The sequence below is a fragment of the Bordetella tumulicola genome, assembly GCF_054779135.1.
Genome location: NZ_BAAGYU010000010.1, coordinates 755,009 through 770,581 on the forward strand (window position 1 = coordinate 755,009; position 15,573 = coordinate 770,581).

The window sequence follows — 15,573 nt, forward strand, 5'->3', positions numbered from 1 at the left end:
TCGAGGTGTTGCTAGCGTCCCATACGCTTCATTTGTCCTAGGCTATCCTTCAACCGTTCGATATCTTCGAACAAACGCAGACTCCCTGCCAGATCGCTTATGTATCTCTGCAGCATAACGACCTCTTTCTGCAGGCTGCGTAGAACTGTGTCGGGGGAAACGTCGGTGGAGGGGGGAATTCCATACGCCTGCCGAAAACCGCGTTCGACGTGCTGGATTTCCTCATCCAGTTCGCCGATCTGCTCTTGGAGAATCTTGTTGTAATGCTGCAATCGATCTTCGCTGATACCGCTCAGCGCCTGTTGGGTGATGTGCTCGAGCTCCAACTGCAACGCCAGTAGCGTCAGCAGGTCTTTCTTCTTATAGGCAAGATTGGCTCGCTGCATCAGGGCTGTCTTGCGCAGCCGCTCTTGTGTATCTAGTTCGCGATCGGGATGCAAGGCGCTGGCGAGCTTACGGTAGACCTGCCGGATGGATTTGCTCAACTCCGCCTGCGCGGAATCCTGCAACGTCTGGGCGGCACGTTTTTTGGGTGACGATTGCTTTCGAGCGGCTCGCCGCGCTTCCTTGGCTCGCTCTCTGGCGTCGTCTCGCGCTTGAATCTCGGCGTCCAATCGCCGTAGCAGTTCATCAGGTGAATCGAAATCGCCATCGTCACCCGCCTCAATGCCGAGGACCGCGTCTGGGGTGGGGCTTTCAACGTCCAGCTCGACCACCGTTTCACTGTCGTAGTCGGACCGGCTATGCATGTTGTAGATTGCCTTCACCGCCACGTCATCGCAGGCGTCGACCAAGCGGCCTGCCATCTCTGCAATCAGATCCGACAGCGCACGCCGCTCGCCTTTCGTCAGGCTTTTGTTATCGAACGCGTCATTGAGGAGATGGACCATCTTGACTTGCAGATCTGTCGACTCGCGCTGCAAGGGCAACAGGACATCAACATATTTTTTCTGAAACGTCGGCCGCATTTCTTCCCAGATGAGCAGACGGGCCCGCCGCTCTTCGATCTGTCCGGTCAGGGCATTGAATGTCTCCTGTCCCTTGGAGAGTTTCGCCTCGCCAAGTCCGGCCACGATATTGACTGCTTGTTCGCTCGCCTTATTCATAAAAAGATAGTCTTGCCCGCCTCAGATGGGAAACAGGCGACATTGTAGTAGGCGTCCTGCTGCGTGGTCTTCTGTGGCCGAATCGACATATTGCCCGCTGCTTGTATGGTCTGACGGTGCGCCAGAGTTTCGGACATTACGCTCACGACCTTCCACGATGCGTAACACCGACGGCCCGCGGCGATACACCGTAATGCCTGCGAAACGCGGTGGAGAAATTGCCGGCATGCTCATAGCCGACTTCAAAAGCCACCTGCGTCACCGGTAGTCGCGCGGCGCGTATCAGCGCCATGGCATGCCGCATTCTGACCGACAGCAAGTATTCCGATAGCGTGGCGCCATGTACGGCCTTGAACGTGCGCGACAGCTTCGAGACGCTGACGCCGGCCTGGTCGGCCAGTTCCCGTACGCTGGGCGGATCACGGAACGCATCGTCCAGGTGTGCGGCCACCCGGTCGGCCATCGCCCGATCGCGCGGCCGCACCTCGCCTGCTGTGTCGCCTGTGGGCATGCAGGCAAAGAAATGCCGCACGATGTCTTCGGCGCGTGCCTGCAACAGCAGGCGGCGCATGTGGCGGTCATCTGTCGGTTCGAAAAAACATTGCGCGGCTTGCTGCATGGCGGCCGTCATGCCGGCCCGGAACAGCGCGAACGCGACCGGATCGTCGTCCAGGTAGCGACCCAGCGCACCGCCATAGCGGCCGGCATCCAGCCCCAGTTCGTCTACCAGGTAAGCACGCGTGCACGAAATGGTGACCGACCGTTCGCGGTCGCCGGTGCCGAAAATTTCGATCTTGCGGGCGCCGCGCGGCTGCAGCAAGGCACTGCATGACAACGCCTCTACGCCATGCGGCACTTCGCCGCCGTCGGTCACCGACGAATAACCGGCCATGCGCAGGTGAATCTTCAGCGCACCGCTGCAGTCATAGTGTTCTTCCATGGCGCGTGGCCGGGTAACGTCGGCCCAGCTGGCCGACAGGCCGGCGCCCAGCACTAGCGTATCGCGGTAGCCCGACATACCGGCACCCACCGGCCGTGTCTTGATGAAGCAAGCCGAGCCGACGGGTTCCAGGCCGACCACCTCGTAGGTGTGCGGCACATAGGCATGCAAGCGATTGACGACTAGGTTATTCACGGCGAAGCAGTCCAGGCGGAGCCAGAGGGGGCGGCAGTAACGTTACCGGGGGGCTTTACGCATCGTCAAGCCAAGGTGTGATTCATGCCGAAAACCGCGGGAAAACCCGAATAAGAAGCGCGATTGTGGCGATTTCTACCATTCAGCAAACAAAGCATGCACGTGCGCATAAGCGTACCTATGCGTAGAGGGCTAAGCTGCCCCCACCGATCCGTCTGGAGTTTTCTGATGCAGCACGATGTCACGGCCACTTCCGCGCCCCGCCGCCAACCGAACTTTTCCATGACCCGGCGCGCTGGCGAACTGGTCTTCGTGTCGGGCCAGATGGCCTTTGACGAAGGATTCCGCATCGTAGGCGACGACGTGACCGCGCAAACCCGTACTTGCCTGGAAAACATCGTGCGCCAGCTCTCGGCCGCCAGCCTGGGCGCGAGCGACATCGTCAAGACCACCGTCTGGCTGACCCGCGTCGAAGACTTTGCCGCATTCGACGCGGCCTATGGCACGTTCTTTGGCAACGTCGTGCTGCCTGCCCGCTCGACCGTGCGCGCCGACCTGATGGTGCCGGGCGCGCTGGTCGAGATCGAAGCCACGGCGTGCCATGCCGGGGTGCGCACATGAGCACCGATCGCGTCGCGCCCCAGGCGGCAGTTGATTGGATCCAGCGTCTGGTCGGCATTGACACCACCAGCCGGCATTCTAATTTGGGCCTGATCGAGATGGTGCGCGACACGCTGCGTCAGGCCGGCATCGAATCGCACCTGAGCCACGATGCCAGCGGTGCCAAGGCCAACCTGTATGCCACCGTGCCGGCCGCCGACGGCAGCACGCAGGGCGGCATTGTGCTGTCGGGCCACACTGACGTCGTGCCGGTAGATGGCCGGGACTGGGACAGCGACCCGTTCCGACCCGAAGTGCGCGACGGCAGGCTGTACGGCCGCGGCACCTGCGACATGAAAGGCTATATCGGTACCGCGCTGTCGCTGTTGCCGCGCATGACCGGCATTGCCTTGAAAAAACCTATTCACTTCGCCCTGTCGTATGACGAAGAAGTGGGCTGCGTGGGCGCGCCACTGATGTTGGCTCAGCTGAAGGCGCGTGGTGTGCGGCCCGACGGCTGCATCGTCGGCGAACCGACCTCGATGCGGGTGATCGTGGCTCACAAGGGCATCAATGTCTGGCGCTGCTGCGTACGCGGGCATGCCGCCCATTCGTCATTGACCCCCAAGGGTCTGAACGCCATCGAGTACGCCGCGCAACTGATTTGCTTCATTCGCGAGCAGGCCGACCGCATGCGCGCCGCCGGACCGTTCGATGAGGCCTTCGATGTGCCCTTCAGCACGGCCCAGGTCGGCACCATCCAGGGCGGCATCGCCGTCAACACCATTCCCGGCCAATGCCAGTTCGAGTTCGAACACCGCAACTTGCCTGGGGCCGATCCCGAACAGTTCTACGCGCGCATCCAGTCTTATGCACAGGACACGTTGCTGCCGCGCATGCGACGCGAGCATCCGGATGCCGCTATCGAGCTGACCTCGTTGGCCAGCGCGCCGTCGCTGGACGCATCCGAACAGGCCGCCATCACGCAACTGGTGCGCGCCCTGACCGCCGATACCGCCCACCGCAAGGTCGCCTACGGTACCGAGGCCGGCCAGTTCCAGCAGGCCGGTATCCCTGCCGTGATCTGCGGGCCGGGCGATATCCAGCAGGCCCACCGGGCTAACGAATTCGTCGCACTGGAACAGGTCGCGCAATGCCATACGTTCCTGTCCAACGTCATCGACAGTCTTGCACAACCATAATCACAAGTCCCAGGGAGAGCCATTCATGAATACCGCAACGACGTTCCAACCGGTTGCCGGCAGGACGTCACCCCCCGCGTGGCGCATCATCGCCGCCGCCTCGATCGGTAATGCGTTGGAATGGTTCGACCTGGTGGTCTATGGTTTCTTCGCCGTCACCATCGCGCGACTGTTCTTCCCCAGTGATAACGAAAGCATGTCGCTGCTGCTGACACTGGGCACCTTCGGCGTGTCGTTCTTTATGCGTCCGCTGGGTGCGGTAGTACTGGGCGTCTACGCCGATCGCGTCGGCCGACGCGCCACGCTGACGTTGTCCATCATGCTGATGATGCTGGGCACACTGCTGATCGCCATCATGCCCACCTACGCCACTATCGGCATCTGGGCACCCATCGGCATCGTGGCCGCGCGCATGATCCAGGGTTTCTCGGCCGGCGGCGAATTCGGCAGCGCCACGGCTTTTCTGGCCGAGCACACGCCGAACCGGCGCGGCTTCTTCGCCAGTTGGCAAGTGGCCAGCCAGGGCCTGACGACACTGCTGGCCGCCGGCTTCGGCGCGGGCCTGAATGAATGGCTGACGCCCGACCAAATGGAATCGTGGGGCTGGCGCATTCCGTTTTTATTCGGACTGCTGATCGGCCCGGTGGCCTACTACATCCGTACCCGCATCAACGAAACGCCCGAGTTCCTGGCATCCGAGCGCACTGAAACGCCGCTGGCCGACACGTTCACCACCCATCGTCTGCGCCTGGTGTTGGCCATCGGCACCGTGGTGCTGGGCACCGTGTCCACGTATCTGGTGCTGTACATGCCCACCTTCGCGGTCAAGCAACTGGGCATCCCGCCCGCGGCGGCTTTTGCGGCCACGTTGGTCACCGGTGTGGTGCAGTTCATCTGCGCGCCCATGGTGGGTCACTGGTCCGACCGTCATGGCCGCACCGGCGTCATGGTCACGGCGGCCGTGCTGTTCCTGGTGCTGATCTACCCGCTCTTCGCACTGTTGGCGGCTTCGCCGACCTTCGGTACCATGATCGTGGTGCAGATCATCATCGGCATCCTGTTGTCGGGCTACTTCGGTGCGCTGCCTGCTCTCTTGACTGACCTGTTCCCCACCCAGTCGCGCACGACCGGGATGTCGTTGTCCTATAACATTGCAGTAACCATCTTCGGCGGCTTTGCGCCTTTCATCATCGTGTGGCTGATCGCCGTCAGCGGCAACAAACTGGCGCCCAGCTTCTACCTGATTTTCGCTGCCCTGATCAGCCTCGCCTCGCTGTTTGCCGTACGCAAACGGCTGGGACTACGCTAAAGGCAGGCCGCCCGCCCGTGGCAGGCGCCTGCCACCGTTTCGTATCAAGCAGGAACCCTCATGACACAGCAACTCGACACCACCACTCTTCCCGATCTATCCGCCATCGCCGATCTGCACGCCCAGTTGCAGCGCTGGGTGCGCACCACGCCCATCATGGAAAAGGCCGACTTCGAACCCGTGGCGGGTACGGCAGTGAACTTCAAGTTCGAGCTGTTGCAGGCCAGCGGCACGTTCAAGGCACGCGGTGCATTCTCGAACCTGTTGGCGCTGGATGACGCGCAACGTGCGGCCGGAGTCACCTGCGTGTCGGCGGGCAACCACGCTGTGGCGGTGGCTTACGCCGCTATGCGCCTGGGCATTCCGGCCAAGGTGGTCATGATCAAGACCGCCAGCCCCGCGCGCGTGGCGCTGTGCCGCCAGTACGGCGCGGAAGTGGTGCTGGCGGAGAACGGTCAGACTGCCTTCGATACCGTGCATCGCATCGAAAGCGAGGAAGGGCGCTTTTTCGTACACCCTTTCAACGGTTACCGTACGGTGCTGGGCACCGCCACGTTGGGCTACGAATGGCTGGAACAGGCGGGCGATCTTGATGCTGTGATCGTGCCCATCGGCGGCGGCGGCCTGATGGCCGGTATCAGCACCGCCGTGAAGCTGGCCGCCCCGCAATGCCAGGTCATCGGCGTGGAACCCGAGGGCGCCGACGCCATGCACCGCAGCTTCGAGACCGGCGGCCCCATCAAGATGGGTCCCATGCAAAGCATTGCTGACAGCCTGATGGCGCCACACACCGAGCAGTACAGCTACGACCTGTGCCGCCGCAACGTCGACCGGCTGGTCAAGGTGTCCGACGACGAACTGCGCAGTGCCATGCGCCTGCTGTTCGACCAGCTCAAGTTGGCCACCGAGCCGGCCTGCGCCACCGCCACTGCCGCGCTGGTGGGCCCACTGAAAACCGACCTGGCCGGCAAGCGCGTCGGTGTGCTGCTGTGCGGCACCAACACCGACCCGGCCACGTTCGCGCGGCACCTGGGCATAGGCTGAACACCCATACGGCCGGCCCTGCCGGCCAAGCGGTACGTGTCGCGAATGCGGAATTGGTACTTTGGCCCACGTCGATTCTGGTCCACAATGCCCTACACCCTTGTCGCGCCGGGCACCGCCCGGTAAACCCGCCAACCCACGGACCGCCATGAAAGCCTACTACCATCCCGACCAGGCCCTGCATCATCCGCAAACCTATTTCTCGCGCGGCAAAATGCGCACCCCGCAAGAAGTGCCAGACCGTGCCAGTGCATTGGTCAGCGCGGTCAAGCACATGGGGTTCGACGTGCGACAGCCGTCCGATGCGGGCATGGCGCCGCTGACCGCCGTGCATGCGCTCGACTACCTGCAGTTTCTGAAGACCGCCCATCAAGAATGGAAGCAACTGCCCGAAGACTGGGGCGACGAAGTCGTGTCCAACGTGTTTGTGCGCGAACCCAATGCCCTGCGCGGCGTGCTGGCCAAGGCAGCGCGCTACTTGGCCGATGGTAGCTGTCCGGTGGGGCCGTCCACCTGGCATTCGGCCTATTGGTCAGCACAGTCGGCCGTGGCCGGTGCCGATGCCCTGCTGGCAGGCGATCGTCACGCCTACGCGCTGTGCCGCCCGCCCGGCCACCACGCTCGCCGCGATGCGGCGGGCGGCTTCTGCTATCTGAACAACAGCGCCATCGCCGCGCAGCGCCTGCGCGGCAAGTACGGCCGCGTGGTCGTGTTGGATACCGACATGCATCATGGGCAGGGTATCCAGGAGATCTTCTACCAACGCGACGACGTCTATTACGTGTCGATCCACGGTGACCCCGAAAATTTCTACCCAGTGGTGGCCGGCTACGACAACGAAAAAGGCGCCGGGGAGGGCTTTGGCTACAACCTGAATCTACCCATGCCGCATGGATCGACCGAAGCGGTGTTCTTCGACAAGCTCGCCATTGCCGTGGAGGCCATCCAGGTGTTCCAGCCCGATGTGTTGGTGCTGGCGCTGGGCTTTGACATCTTCGAACGCGACCCGCAGGCCAAGGTCGCGGTCAGCAGCGCTGGCTTCGAGCGCATCGGCCGTGCGGTGGCTGGTTTTGGTGTGCCGGTGTTGGTGGTGCAGGAAGGCGGCTATTACATCGAAGGTCTGCAAGAAAACGCTGAGGCGTTCTTTGCGGGGCTGCGATGAACACAGCTCGAAGCGCTGCGCGTTTTTCAGCGCGCAGCCGGTAGGTCGCGATCGGCTTACACGTTGGTCGGCCGCGACCAATCCTCGACGTTTCGTTTGGTACGGAATGCCTGATCTCAGGTGGACAGAACGGGATACTGGTTAGCGATCGAGAACCAGTTTTGCACTGCGGGAGCGCGAACAGCAGATCATGATTCGATCACCTGCCGCCTGCTCGTCCAAGCTGAGAAAAGCATCTCGATGGTCGGGCTCGCCGTCCAGGACAGGGGTCACGCAGCTTCCGCAAATACCCTGCATGCACGAATACTCGACGTCGATGCCGGCATCCAGCAACGCGTCGAGTATCGTTTGGTCCGGCCCGACGTGCAGTGTCCTGCTGGAGCGGGTGAGTTCGATCTCGAAGCTACCACTGGCAGCCTGGATGGCTTGACCCCCAAAGCGTTCGCAGTGAACCCGTTCACGCTCCAGGGCGGAGCATGCCGCGTGATACCCGTCCAACATGGGGCCCGGACCGCAGCAATAGAAATGCGCATCGGCGGGCGCCTCTTTTATCAAGTTCTCTATATTCAATACATGGCCCGCCGCCTCATCATCGAAATGCAGGGTGAGCCCCGCAGACGCCTGGCTTGCCAGCGTCTGCAATGCATCGGCGAAGGCAGCGGCGCCGCGGCTGCGGGCGGCATAAGCCAGACGCCATGGCCGCCTCTGGGCGGTGAGGTGTTGCGCCATACAGTACAGTGGAGTGACTCCTATGCCACCAGCAATCAGCACACTGGTGTGCATGCCCGGCAAAAGGGGAAACAGGTTGCGTGGCACCGATACCTCGACCTCATCCCCCGGGCTCAGGTGCTCGTGAATGTACGACGATCCTCCTCCACTGGCCCGGCCACGATGCACCGCGATCGTGTAGGGGCGTGTGCGGTCGTAGGGTGCGGTTAGCGAATAGCTGCGTAGCAGACCGTTAGGCAACCGAATGTCTACGTGCGCGCCCGGTTCGTAAGAGGGCAGCGGGCTGCCCTGGACGCCTTCCAGCGTAATCGTGACCACGGTATCGGCGATACGCTGGATTTCGCCGATGCGCATCGGCAGGAAGCTCGCCATTGCCGAATCCACCCTTCAAAACTCGCCAAGAGCGTGCCCGAAACGCTCGCGCATGACATCGTCGAAGCCGAGCGATGCGTCGGCCACGATGCCACCGGCCCGGACCCGGTAGCTGTCGGCGGACTCCACGCCGGGAGGGGGCGTGCCTGCCGCCACGCCTTTGGCCGCCGCCAGCATTAGCCGGCGGAACTGCACCACGCCAATATCGGTGGGGCCGAGCAGTTCCCGTGTCCGGTCCGCAATGCGACCCTGGCTGTCCTGGATCGCGGCATCCTGTTCCGATACTCCGACGATGCCGGTGAAATTTTCCAATTTCTGTATTCTCCGGTCTATCAGATAGTCGTTGGATCTGTTGCGCAAAGGCATCCATTGATCGTCCATGGCAGGGTAGACGGCTCCGCCGCTGCGGTAGCCCTCGATTTCCTCGTCGGTCAGCGGTCGTAACGGATTCCACGAATACACATAGACCCAACATGATTCATCGTCGATGGGTATCCACGTTTGGCCATGATATGTCTGCCCCGGCGTGGCACTGGGCGTGTAACCGTGCGACGGCATCAGATACTGTGCAATGCGCCAGTATGCGTGCCCGGCCGATGCCCTGCGCGAGGCACCCAGTACAAGCCCACTGGCGTGTTTCCTGACTTCATAACGGGGCCGCGCGTCGTCGCGCATCCATTGAACATGGTCCGGACCCATGGTCTGTGTGGAGTACCCGCGCGTGGCGCGCGCAGCCCGCTCTGCCAACTGGTCGTCGGACTCGGCGAGCGGTTGATGCAGGAACGAGAAATGCGCCGTATCCACCCCGCCTTCCGCCGCTTGAGCCCAGTTGCATTCCTGGAACTTCTTGGAAACGTGCCGGTGGCTGGCGGGTACCAGGGCAAACTCCATGTGCGGCAGGGGAGGAGGGAAGTCCTCGCCGCCCATGTACGCCCAGATATAGCCGCCCCATTCCTGGGCGGGGTAGGCCTTGATGCGCGCTTTCTCGCACATTCTGGGCACTGACGCAGGCTCCAGGGTAGGCATGTCCAGGCACTCGCCCATGACGCTGAACTTCCAACCATGGAACGCACATCGTATGCCGCCTTCTTCGTTACGGCCGAAGAAGAGGTTCGCCCCACGGTGCGGACACCGGGGCTCGATGACACCGACCTTGCCCTCACTGTCCCGGAACACGAGTAGTTCTTCGCTCAGTACTTTGATGCGCACCGGCGGGCTGTCGGGGGATGCTACCTCTTCTGCCAGGGCAACCGGCAGCCAATAGCTGCGGAACAGCTTTCCCATGAGCGTATCCGGACCGGTGCGGGTCAATATCTCGTTGTCCGCTCTGCTTAGCATGCTTCCTCCGATGCGTTACTTTGAATCCAGTGCGCGGCAAGAGCGTCGGCCGCCTTGGTGAGAAGTCCCAAATCCGAACCAAGGCACACCATGGTGGCGCCGGCGTCCAGATACGCCTGCGCCTGGGATTCGCCCGCCAGGATGCCGGCCGCCTTGCCGGTTGCCCGGATGCGTCGCACGCCATCCAGGCACGCCTGTATGACGGCGGGATGAGTCGCCTGGGCTAGATGCCCGAGGTCAGTGGCAAGATCGACCGGCCCGATGAACAAGCCGTCGACGCCTTCGACGGCGGCGATCGCCTCGATGTTGGACAGACCCTCCGCGCTTTCTATCTGCAGCAGCAGACAGATCTGTTCGGCGCTTTGCGCGTAGTAGTCGGCATCGCGGCCGTAGCGCGTAGCGCGCACACTGCCGCCCACTCCACGGATGCCGCGAGGCGGATACTGCACGGCGCGCACCGCCTGGGCTGCTTCTTTGGCATTACGTATGTTCGGTACCATGACGGTGGCTATCCCCATGTCCAGCACCGGCTTGAACGCCACCGGGTCCGGTCCGGGCATGCGCACCAGGCATGCAGTGCGAGACGAGGCGAGCGCCAGCACTTGCGAATAAAGAATGGGCAGCGCCGTCGGTGTGTGTTCGGCATCGAACATCAGAAAATCGAAACCGCTGGGCACTAGGGCGTCCGCTGTCTGTGCCGTTAACGACATGGCGAATAGCCCGAACTGTGGCTGTCTGCGCAGCAGTTTTTCCTTGAATAGGTTCATTTGTAGGCTCTTTTCTCAGAAGGAGACCGCATCGCGGTCTTTTGGCGCCAGCATCTGCCGCACTTCATTGAGTAATGCGACATGCTCGGCGTATGGATAGCGCTTGTCACGGCACAAGTGATGATGGTCTTTCCCGCCGTCCTCATTTCGCTGATCCCTTCATGGAGGCCTGCAGCGCCGTGTCGTTGATCGACAGCTCGCGTCCCGCTATGTCGCTCGGCCGGGTGGCGCAAAGCCAGGCGATGCAGGCGGCGGGGTGTTCCGCCGGCGCCAGCGCACTGCGTGCCAGGCGGCTGATGTCGTTGATGCCCGATGCGCGAATGCTCGCCTGCATGGCAGTGTCGACGAATCCGGGCTGGAAGCCATAACAGGCGACCTGGGGATACTCGTGTGCCACGCAGCGGGTCAACATAGCCAGGCCTGCCTTGGCGCTGCAGTAGGCCGACCATCCCTCGCGCGTGGCATGCGCGGCGCCTGAAGACAGATTCACTATGGTAGGGGCTGGACTGCGAAGCAACGCGGGAAGCGCGTATCGTATGGCCCGATAAGGGCCGCCCAGGTTGACGTTGTGGCTTTCCACCCATGCTTGCACGTCAGTATCGGCAAGTAGGGAGATGGGATCGATGCGGCCGGCATTGTTAACGAGTGCATCCAGCTGCCCGGCTTGTTTCAGACAGAAGTCGACTGCAGCCTGCACCGAGTCTGAGTTGCTCACATCCATTTCCACCGCCCAAGCTGCAACGCCGACTGCTTCGATCTGCCCCAAGACCTCGAGGGCATGGCGTGTATCGCGCATGCCCAATACCATCTGGAAGCCTTGCCGGGCCAGCGCCACCGCCGTTGCTGCGCCTATTCCTCGTGAAGCGCCGGTTATCAGCGCCACGCGATGAGCTTTGAGGGAGTTCATTGCTTCGTCAATCCTGCATCTGCGGTCAGGGCTTTCCACAAATCAATCTGCGACGCTACATAATCGGCGAGCTCTTGTGGAGAGCTGCCGAAGATCTCGATACCCAACTCGGCGCCGCGTTGTCGTAGGGCAGGATCCTGCAGTACGGCAACCAGTTTGTTGTTGAGCGCGTCCACGACCGGGCCGGGGGTACCGGCCGGCGCGAACATGCCGAACCAGGCCACCACATCAAATTGCGGGTAACCGAGATCCTTCATCGTGGGCACTGAAGGTAGCGTGGGAAAGCGCTGGTCGGCCAGCACGGCGAGTGCACGCATCCGGCCGGACTTGAGCATGGGAGTGGCAGCCGCGACGTCGACAAAGGCGAATTGCACTTGGCCGCCCAGCAGGTCGGTGATGATCTGTGGCGAACTCTTATAGGGGATATACAAGAACTGCGAGTCGGTGATTTTGCCGAGCTTGTATCCCGATACGGTGCCGAAGCTGTTTGATGCGCCGAACGACACCCGTTCTGGCTTCGCGTGGGCGGCGGCAATCAGGTCGCCCAGGCGTTGGTAGGGTGAGTCGGCAGCGACGACCAGCAGGAAGGTCAGATTGCCGAGCTTACTGATGGGCGCGAAGTCTTTGACCGGATCGTATGACAACCGCTTGAACATATTGGGGTTGGCGGCATGCGTCGTGTTCGTTGTGAACAGCAACGTATTGCCGTCAGGGGTGGCACGGGCCACCGACTCGGCAGAGATGATGCCGTTGGCGCCCGGCTTGTTCTCCACGATGACGGTTGTGCCCAGCGCGGGCCCCAGCTTTTCTGCCACCAGCCGTGCATAGATGTCCGTGCCACTGCCAGGGCCGAATGGCAACACGATTCTCAAAGGACCTTCGATCTGGATGGGTTGGGCAGACCATGCTGTAGCGGCGAACAACGTGACTGCCATGCTCAGCATGGCGCGGCGCCATGGGACGCCTTTTCTACAGGTCTCTCGCATTGTTTGTCTCTCCGTGGATTATTGGTGTTTTCGTATAGCCATTGTGGGTGATGACACGAATCGGAAACAATCGACTTTTTCACCTACAATGTGAGAAAAACTCACAGGTCCAGAGACCGCTGCGGCGCGAGAGAGCGATGAGACAACTTCCTCCCCTAAATGCCCTGAAGGCGTTCGATGCAGCTGCCAGGCATCGAAGCTTCACCAAGGCGGCCGACGAGTTGCATGTCACACACGGCGCTGTCAGCCGGCAGGTTGCCACGCTCGAAAGCCATTTTCGGATAGCGCTTTTTATACGCGGCTCGAGAGCGTTGACGCTGACGCAAGAAGGTATCAAACTGGCCCACGCAGTGGAGCGCGCATTCGACAACTTGCTCGACGCGAGCGACGCGTTGCATCAACTCAACGAGTCCGGATCGACACTGCGCGTATCGGTCCCACCGTCGCTGGCGATGTGGTGGTTGATGCCGCGTTTGAGCGAACTCGACAATACCCAGCCCGGCTTCCAGATCGAGTTGTCGACGTCGATAGAGCCGGTCGATTTCGAGCAAGGTGGCTACGACGCGGCCATCCGGCGTATCGATGCCACGCCACGCGGCCTGCGCGCCGAGCGCTTCCTGGACGGCGGCTCCGTACCCGTATGTAGCCCCCAATACCAGCGCAACAATGAAGTATTTTCGCCTCAAGATCTGGTGCGAGCCACGCTGCTCGTGTCCCGTTCCGAGAACAACGCTTGGTCGGAATGGATGCGCGGTAACGGTATCCGGCGCGCACCGGACGCCGCGGCCAAGGTCTTTGACCAACTCTATTTCGCGCTGGTGGCGGCCATGGACTCGCTGGGCGTCGCGCTCGCCCCGATTGCCTTGGTGCAGGAAGAGGTGCGCAAAGGCAATCTATGCATCATCGCGGGCGAACTGGTGCCCGCTCGGCGAGCGTACGCGTTGCTTTGCCCCAGAACTTCGCCGAAACTGGATGCGGTTCTCGCATTCGGAAGATGGCTCAAGCACGCCGCGCCGGGCGCGAAGGGTTCGCGGCGTGGCGCGGTGGCATAGCGTGGACCGTAATCGATGTAGGGCGCAAGGCCCGCGAGGGCTTGTCAGTTCGAGTGGTGACGAACGCGCCCTCAATGCCCTTACATTTGCACCGCAATGCGTGTGAGCGGTACGTGCTGCTGGCAACCGTACACATCGCGGTCGTCCAGATCGCCCGAACTGACGCTGCGACGGATGGTGATCTTGATCGCCATCCCGGCATCGAACGGGGTGCACACCAGTACCTGCTCGCGCGGAATCCCAAAGGCCGCGGCAATCGTGTCAAACGTAATGGCGCCGCTGTTCTTGACGATCTCGTAGGGTACTCGGTCATCGAACATCACATCGAAGGTCACTTCGAACGGGCCTGAGTTTTTACTGCGAATGACTTTCGCGTAGTCGGTCAGCGGACGGGCTGTGGTGGACATAGTGATCTCGGGTGTTGAAGACAAAACGGTTGCTTGTTTGGCATGACGTGCCTAGTACTTGACGGCTTCGTAGTGAATCGGGAAGCACTCGAGGGGCGTGGCCACGGGCATCAGGTGGTAGACCGAAAATCGGTATGCCGGGCCCACGGGAATGCCGAACGGCGAGAAGGGGTAAGCCATATTGCCGGCTGTCGTCAGAATGCCGGGGTAATCGGCATGTTGCATCACACCACGCGAGAACATCACAATGGCCGTAGCCAGGTCTTGGGTGGCAGCCACAGCTTCGATCACCAGACCGATTTCTTTGGGAACGATGTGGCGATCAGGTTCCATGGCGCCCATCACGCCATCGCGACCATAGGCACGAAACATCAAATGAATGCCGTCGCGGCTGATGCCGAAGCGCTCTTCGGCACGTTCACGCACGTGTTCGATAACGTAATCCAATTGTTCGATCATGACCGAATCGCGAATGCCGACGATGACAATGCTGCGGTAACCGACATGCTCGGCGCCTTCGAGTTTGACTCGGTACTGATCGTCGGCAACGAAGGTGCTGCCGGTCACGCGCACGGTGCGTGGGTCGATCTGTTCGAACTGCGCGCCGGTGAGGTTGTTGATGCCGCCCGGACCTGCCTGCAGGAACGGATCCGAACGTTCGTAAAGTGAATGGCTGGCCACCGAAACCGTAGTGCATCGATAGTCGGCATTGCCGGGTTCGACTTCGAAATGGTCTTTGCGCACTCGGCCAACCATGGGCTCGCCGAGGTCGTAGGGAATGGCCGACAAGCCCGCGCACTCGAGAATCTTGCCGCAATGCAGCGACAAGCCGCGGTCAAAGCCGCGCAAGACGGGCATGGCGGCAAAGACCGCGTCATCGCAGGCCCGGCCGGCGATGATGACGTCGGCACCTGCGTCCAGGGCGGCCATGAATGGCTCCATGCCCATTTGCGCCACGACGGGGCCGGCCGCATCGACCGTGTCAGCCGTCAAGACCGCCTCCGGCCCAATGCTTTCGAGAGGTCCATTTTGCGCGATCTTCGTCTTTAGGTATGACTTATCGATCTCGGCATTGATCACAGCAAGTTTGAAGGATTGTTTCTGTGATTGTGCCGTTTCGTGCACCAGGCGGATCATCTGATCCAGCGTCTGGCGCGAGCCATTGGTGGTGGCTGAACCGATCAAAAGTGGGATCCGGGCGCTGCGCGCCGCGCTCAACATGATTTCTAGATCTCGGCGATAAGCCGACTCGGGTAGGAATGGCTTGTCAGCGCCGTAGTAGTACGGCCCCATGTCTGTTGAGCCTGCATCCTGGCCGATGAAGTCTGGCGACAGTGACATGGCCCGTTTAAAGGACGCAATGTTGTAGCCGCTACCCATCGAGCCTGACGGCGCGACACCCATGACTTGTTTCATGCTGATTTCCCTAGTGCGTGAGACGATCGGTGAAGGACGGC

General features: G+C 61.6%; 15 protein-coding genes. 6 read left to right on the plus strand and 9 right to left on the minus strand.

Annotated features, from left to right (window positions below):
- Positions 1–11: 11 nt before the first annotated feature.
- Both ACYVDM_RS20835 and ACYVDM_RS20840 read right to left on the minus strand, forming a co-directional pair.
- Complete coding sequence (locus ACYVDM_RS20835; protein WP_415788419.1) at positions 12–1,106, minus strand: molecular chaperone DnaJ; 1,095 nt, start codon at positions 1,104–1,106, stop codon at positions 12–14.
- 142 nt (positions 1,107–1,248) lie between these two features.
- On the minus strand, positions 1,249–2,241 hold the full coding sequence (locus ACYVDM_RS20840; RefSeq protein WP_415788421.1) for a helix-turn-helix transcriptional regulator: 993 nt from the start codon (positions 2,239–2,241) through the stop codon (positions 1,249–1,251).
- A 228-nt stretch (positions 2,242–2,469) separates the two neighbouring features.
- Between ACYVDM_RS20840 and ACYVDM_RS20845 the strand changes: the two genes are divergently transcribed.
- From ACYVDM_RS20845 to ACYVDM_RS20865, 5 genes are all read left to right on the plus strand, one after another.
- Entirely contained in the window at positions 2,470–2,862 is a 393-nt protein-coding gene (locus tag ACYVDM_RS20845; RefSeq protein ID WP_415788423.1) for a RidA family protein, read from the plus strand.
- A complete protein-coding gene (gene argE, locus ACYVDM_RS20850; RefSeq protein WP_415788425.1) occupies positions 2,859–4,043 on the plus strand; it encodes an acetylornithine deacetylase in 1,185 nt (394 codons plus the stop codon). The genes ACYVDM_RS20845 and argE overlap by 4 nt, the downstream gene beginning before the upstream one ends.
- A gap of 25 nt (positions 4,044–4,068) precedes the next feature.
- Complete coding sequence (locus ACYVDM_RS20855) at positions 4,069–5,352, plus strand: MFS transporter (protein ID WP_415788427.1); 1,284 nt, start codon at positions 4,069–4,071, stop codon at positions 5,350–5,352.
- 60 nt (positions 5,353–5,412) lie between these two features.
- Complete coding sequence (locus ACYVDM_RS20860) at positions 5,413–6,396, plus strand: threonine/serine dehydratase (RefSeq protein ID WP_415788429.1); 984 nt, start codon at positions 5,413–5,415, stop codon at positions 6,394–6,396.
- 148 nt (positions 6,397–6,544) lie between these two features.
- Positions 6,545–7,558: a histone deacetylase family protein gene (locus ACYVDM_RS20865; protein ID WP_415788431.1), complete on the plus strand. Its 1,014-nt coding sequence runs from the start codon at positions 6,545–6,547 to the stop codon at positions 7,556–7,558.
- Between the two features lie 141 nt (positions 7,559–7,699).
- Here the strand turns inward: ACYVDM_RS20865 and ACYVDM_RS20870 are convergent, their stop codons facing one another.
- The 5 genes from ACYVDM_RS20870 to ACYVDM_RS20890 form a co-directional block, all read right to left on the minus strand.
- Positions 7,700–8,659, minus strand: coding sequence for a PDR/VanB family oxidoreductase (locus ACYVDM_RS20870; protein WP_415788433.1), 960 nt, complete (start codon positions 8,657–8,659; stop codon positions 7,700–7,702).
- A 15-nt stretch (positions 8,660–8,674) separates the two neighbouring features.
- A complete protein-coding gene (locus ACYVDM_RS20875) occupies positions 8,675–9,997 on the minus strand; it encodes a Rieske 2Fe-2S domain-containing protein (RefSeq protein WP_415788435.1) in 1,323 nt (440 codons plus the stop codon).
- The gene (locus ACYVDM_RS20880) at positions 9,991–10,764 is read right to left on the minus strand and encodes an HpcH/HpaI aldolase family protein (protein ID WP_415788437.1); all 774 of its coding nucleotides are present in this window, start codon (positions 10,762–10,764) and stop codon (positions 9,991–9,993) included. The genes ACYVDM_RS20875 and ACYVDM_RS20880 overlap by 7 nt, the downstream gene beginning before the upstream one ends.
- A 142-nt stretch (positions 10,765–10,906) precedes the next feature.
- Positions 10,907–11,671, minus strand: a complete 765-nt coding sequence (locus tag ACYVDM_RS20885; protein ID WP_415788441.1) for an SDR family oxidoreductase — start codon at positions 11,669–11,671, stop codon at positions 10,907–10,909.
- The gene (locus ACYVDM_RS20890) at positions 11,668–12,615 is read right to left on the minus strand and encodes a Bug family tripartite tricarboxylate transporter substrate binding protein (RefSeq protein WP_415788443.1); all 948 of its coding nucleotides are present in this window, start codon (positions 12,613–12,615) and stop codon (positions 11,668–11,670) included. Before ACYVDM_RS20890 ends, ACYVDM_RS20885 begins: the two co-directional genes overlap by 4 nt.
- A gap of 179 nt (positions 12,616–12,794) precedes the next feature.
- Between ACYVDM_RS20890 and ACYVDM_RS20895 the strand changes: the two genes are divergently transcribed.
- Positions 12,795–13,709: a LysR substrate-binding domain-containing protein gene (locus tag ACYVDM_RS20895; protein ID WP_415788445.1), complete on the plus strand. Its 915-nt coding sequence runs from the start codon at positions 12,795–12,797 to the stop codon at positions 13,707–13,709.
- An 80-nt stretch (positions 13,710–13,789) separates the two neighbouring features.
- Here the strand turns inward: ACYVDM_RS20895 and ACYVDM_RS20900 are convergent, their stop codons facing one another.
- Positions 13,790–14,116 carry a DUF4387 domain-containing protein gene (locus tag ACYVDM_RS20900; protein WP_415788447.1) on the minus strand — a complete coding sequence of 109 codons (327 nt, stop codon included), beginning with the start codon at positions 14,114–14,116 and terminating at the stop codon, positions 13,790–13,792.
- 51 nt (positions 14,117–14,167) lie between these two features.
- Positions 14,168–15,532, minus strand: coding sequence for an acyclic terpene utilization AtuA family protein (locus ACYVDM_RS20905; protein ID WP_415788449.1), 1,365 nt, complete (start codon positions 15,530–15,532; stop codon positions 14,168–14,170).
- Positions 15,533–15,573: the final 41 nt, after the last annotated feature.

Bases quoted from the DNA above. Each gene is read 5' to 3' on its own strand.
- ACYVDM_RS20900 (WP_415788447.1), bottom strand. From the start codon at position 14,116: ATGTCCACCACAGCCCGTCCGCTGACCGACTACGCGAAAGTCATTCGC.
- ACYVDM_RS20905 (WP_415788449.1), bottom strand. From the start codon at position 15,532: ATGAAACAAGTCATGGGTGTCGCGCCGTCAGGCTCGATGGGTAGCGGC.
- ACYVDM_RS20865 (WP_415788431.1), top strand. From the start codon at position 6,545: ATGAAAGCCTACTACCATCCCGACCAGGCCCTGCATCATCCGCAAACC.
- argE (WP_415788425.1), top strand. From the start codon at position 2,859: ATGAGCACCGATCGCGTCGCGCCCCAGGCGGCAGTTGATTGGATCCAG.
- ACYVDM_RS20880 (WP_415788437.1), bottom strand. From the start codon at position 10,764: ATGAACCTATTCAAGGAAAAACTGCTGCGCAGACAGCCACAGTTCGGG.
- ACYVDM_RS20835 (WP_415788419.1), bottom strand. From the start codon at position 1,106: ATGAATAAGGCGAGCGAACAAGCAGTCAATATCGTGGCCGGACTTGGC.
- ACYVDM_RS20855 (WP_415788427.1), top strand. From the start codon at position 4,069: ATGAATACCGCAACGACGTTCCAACCGGTTGCCGGCAGGACGTCACCC.
- ACYVDM_RS20860 (WP_415788429.1), top strand. From the start codon at position 5,413: ATGACACAGCAACTCGACACCACCACTCTTCCCGATCTATCCGCCATC.
- ACYVDM_RS20895 (WP_415788445.1), top strand. From the start codon at position 12,795: ATGAGACAACTTCCTCCCCTAAATGCCCTGAAGGCGTTCGATGCAGCT.
- ACYVDM_RS20890 (WP_415788443.1), bottom strand. From the start codon at position 12,615: ATGCTGAGCATGGCAGTCACGTTGTTCGCCGCTACAGCATGGTCTGCC.
- ACYVDM_RS20885 (WP_415788441.1), bottom strand. From the start codon at position 11,671: ATGAACTCCCTCAAAGCTCATCGCGTGGCGCTGATAACCGGCGCTTCA.
- ACYVDM_RS20870 (WP_415788433.1), bottom strand. From the start codon at position 8,659: ATGGCGAGCTTCCTGCCGATGCGCATCGGCGAAATCCAGCGTATCGCC.
- ACYVDM_RS20845 (WP_415788423.1), top strand. From the start codon at position 2,470: ATGCAGCACGATGTCACGGCCACTTCCGCGCCCCGCCGCCAACCGAAC.
- ACYVDM_RS20875 (WP_415788435.1), bottom strand. From the start codon at position 9,997: ATGCTAAGCAGAGCGGACAACGAGATATTGACCCGCACCGGTCCGGAT.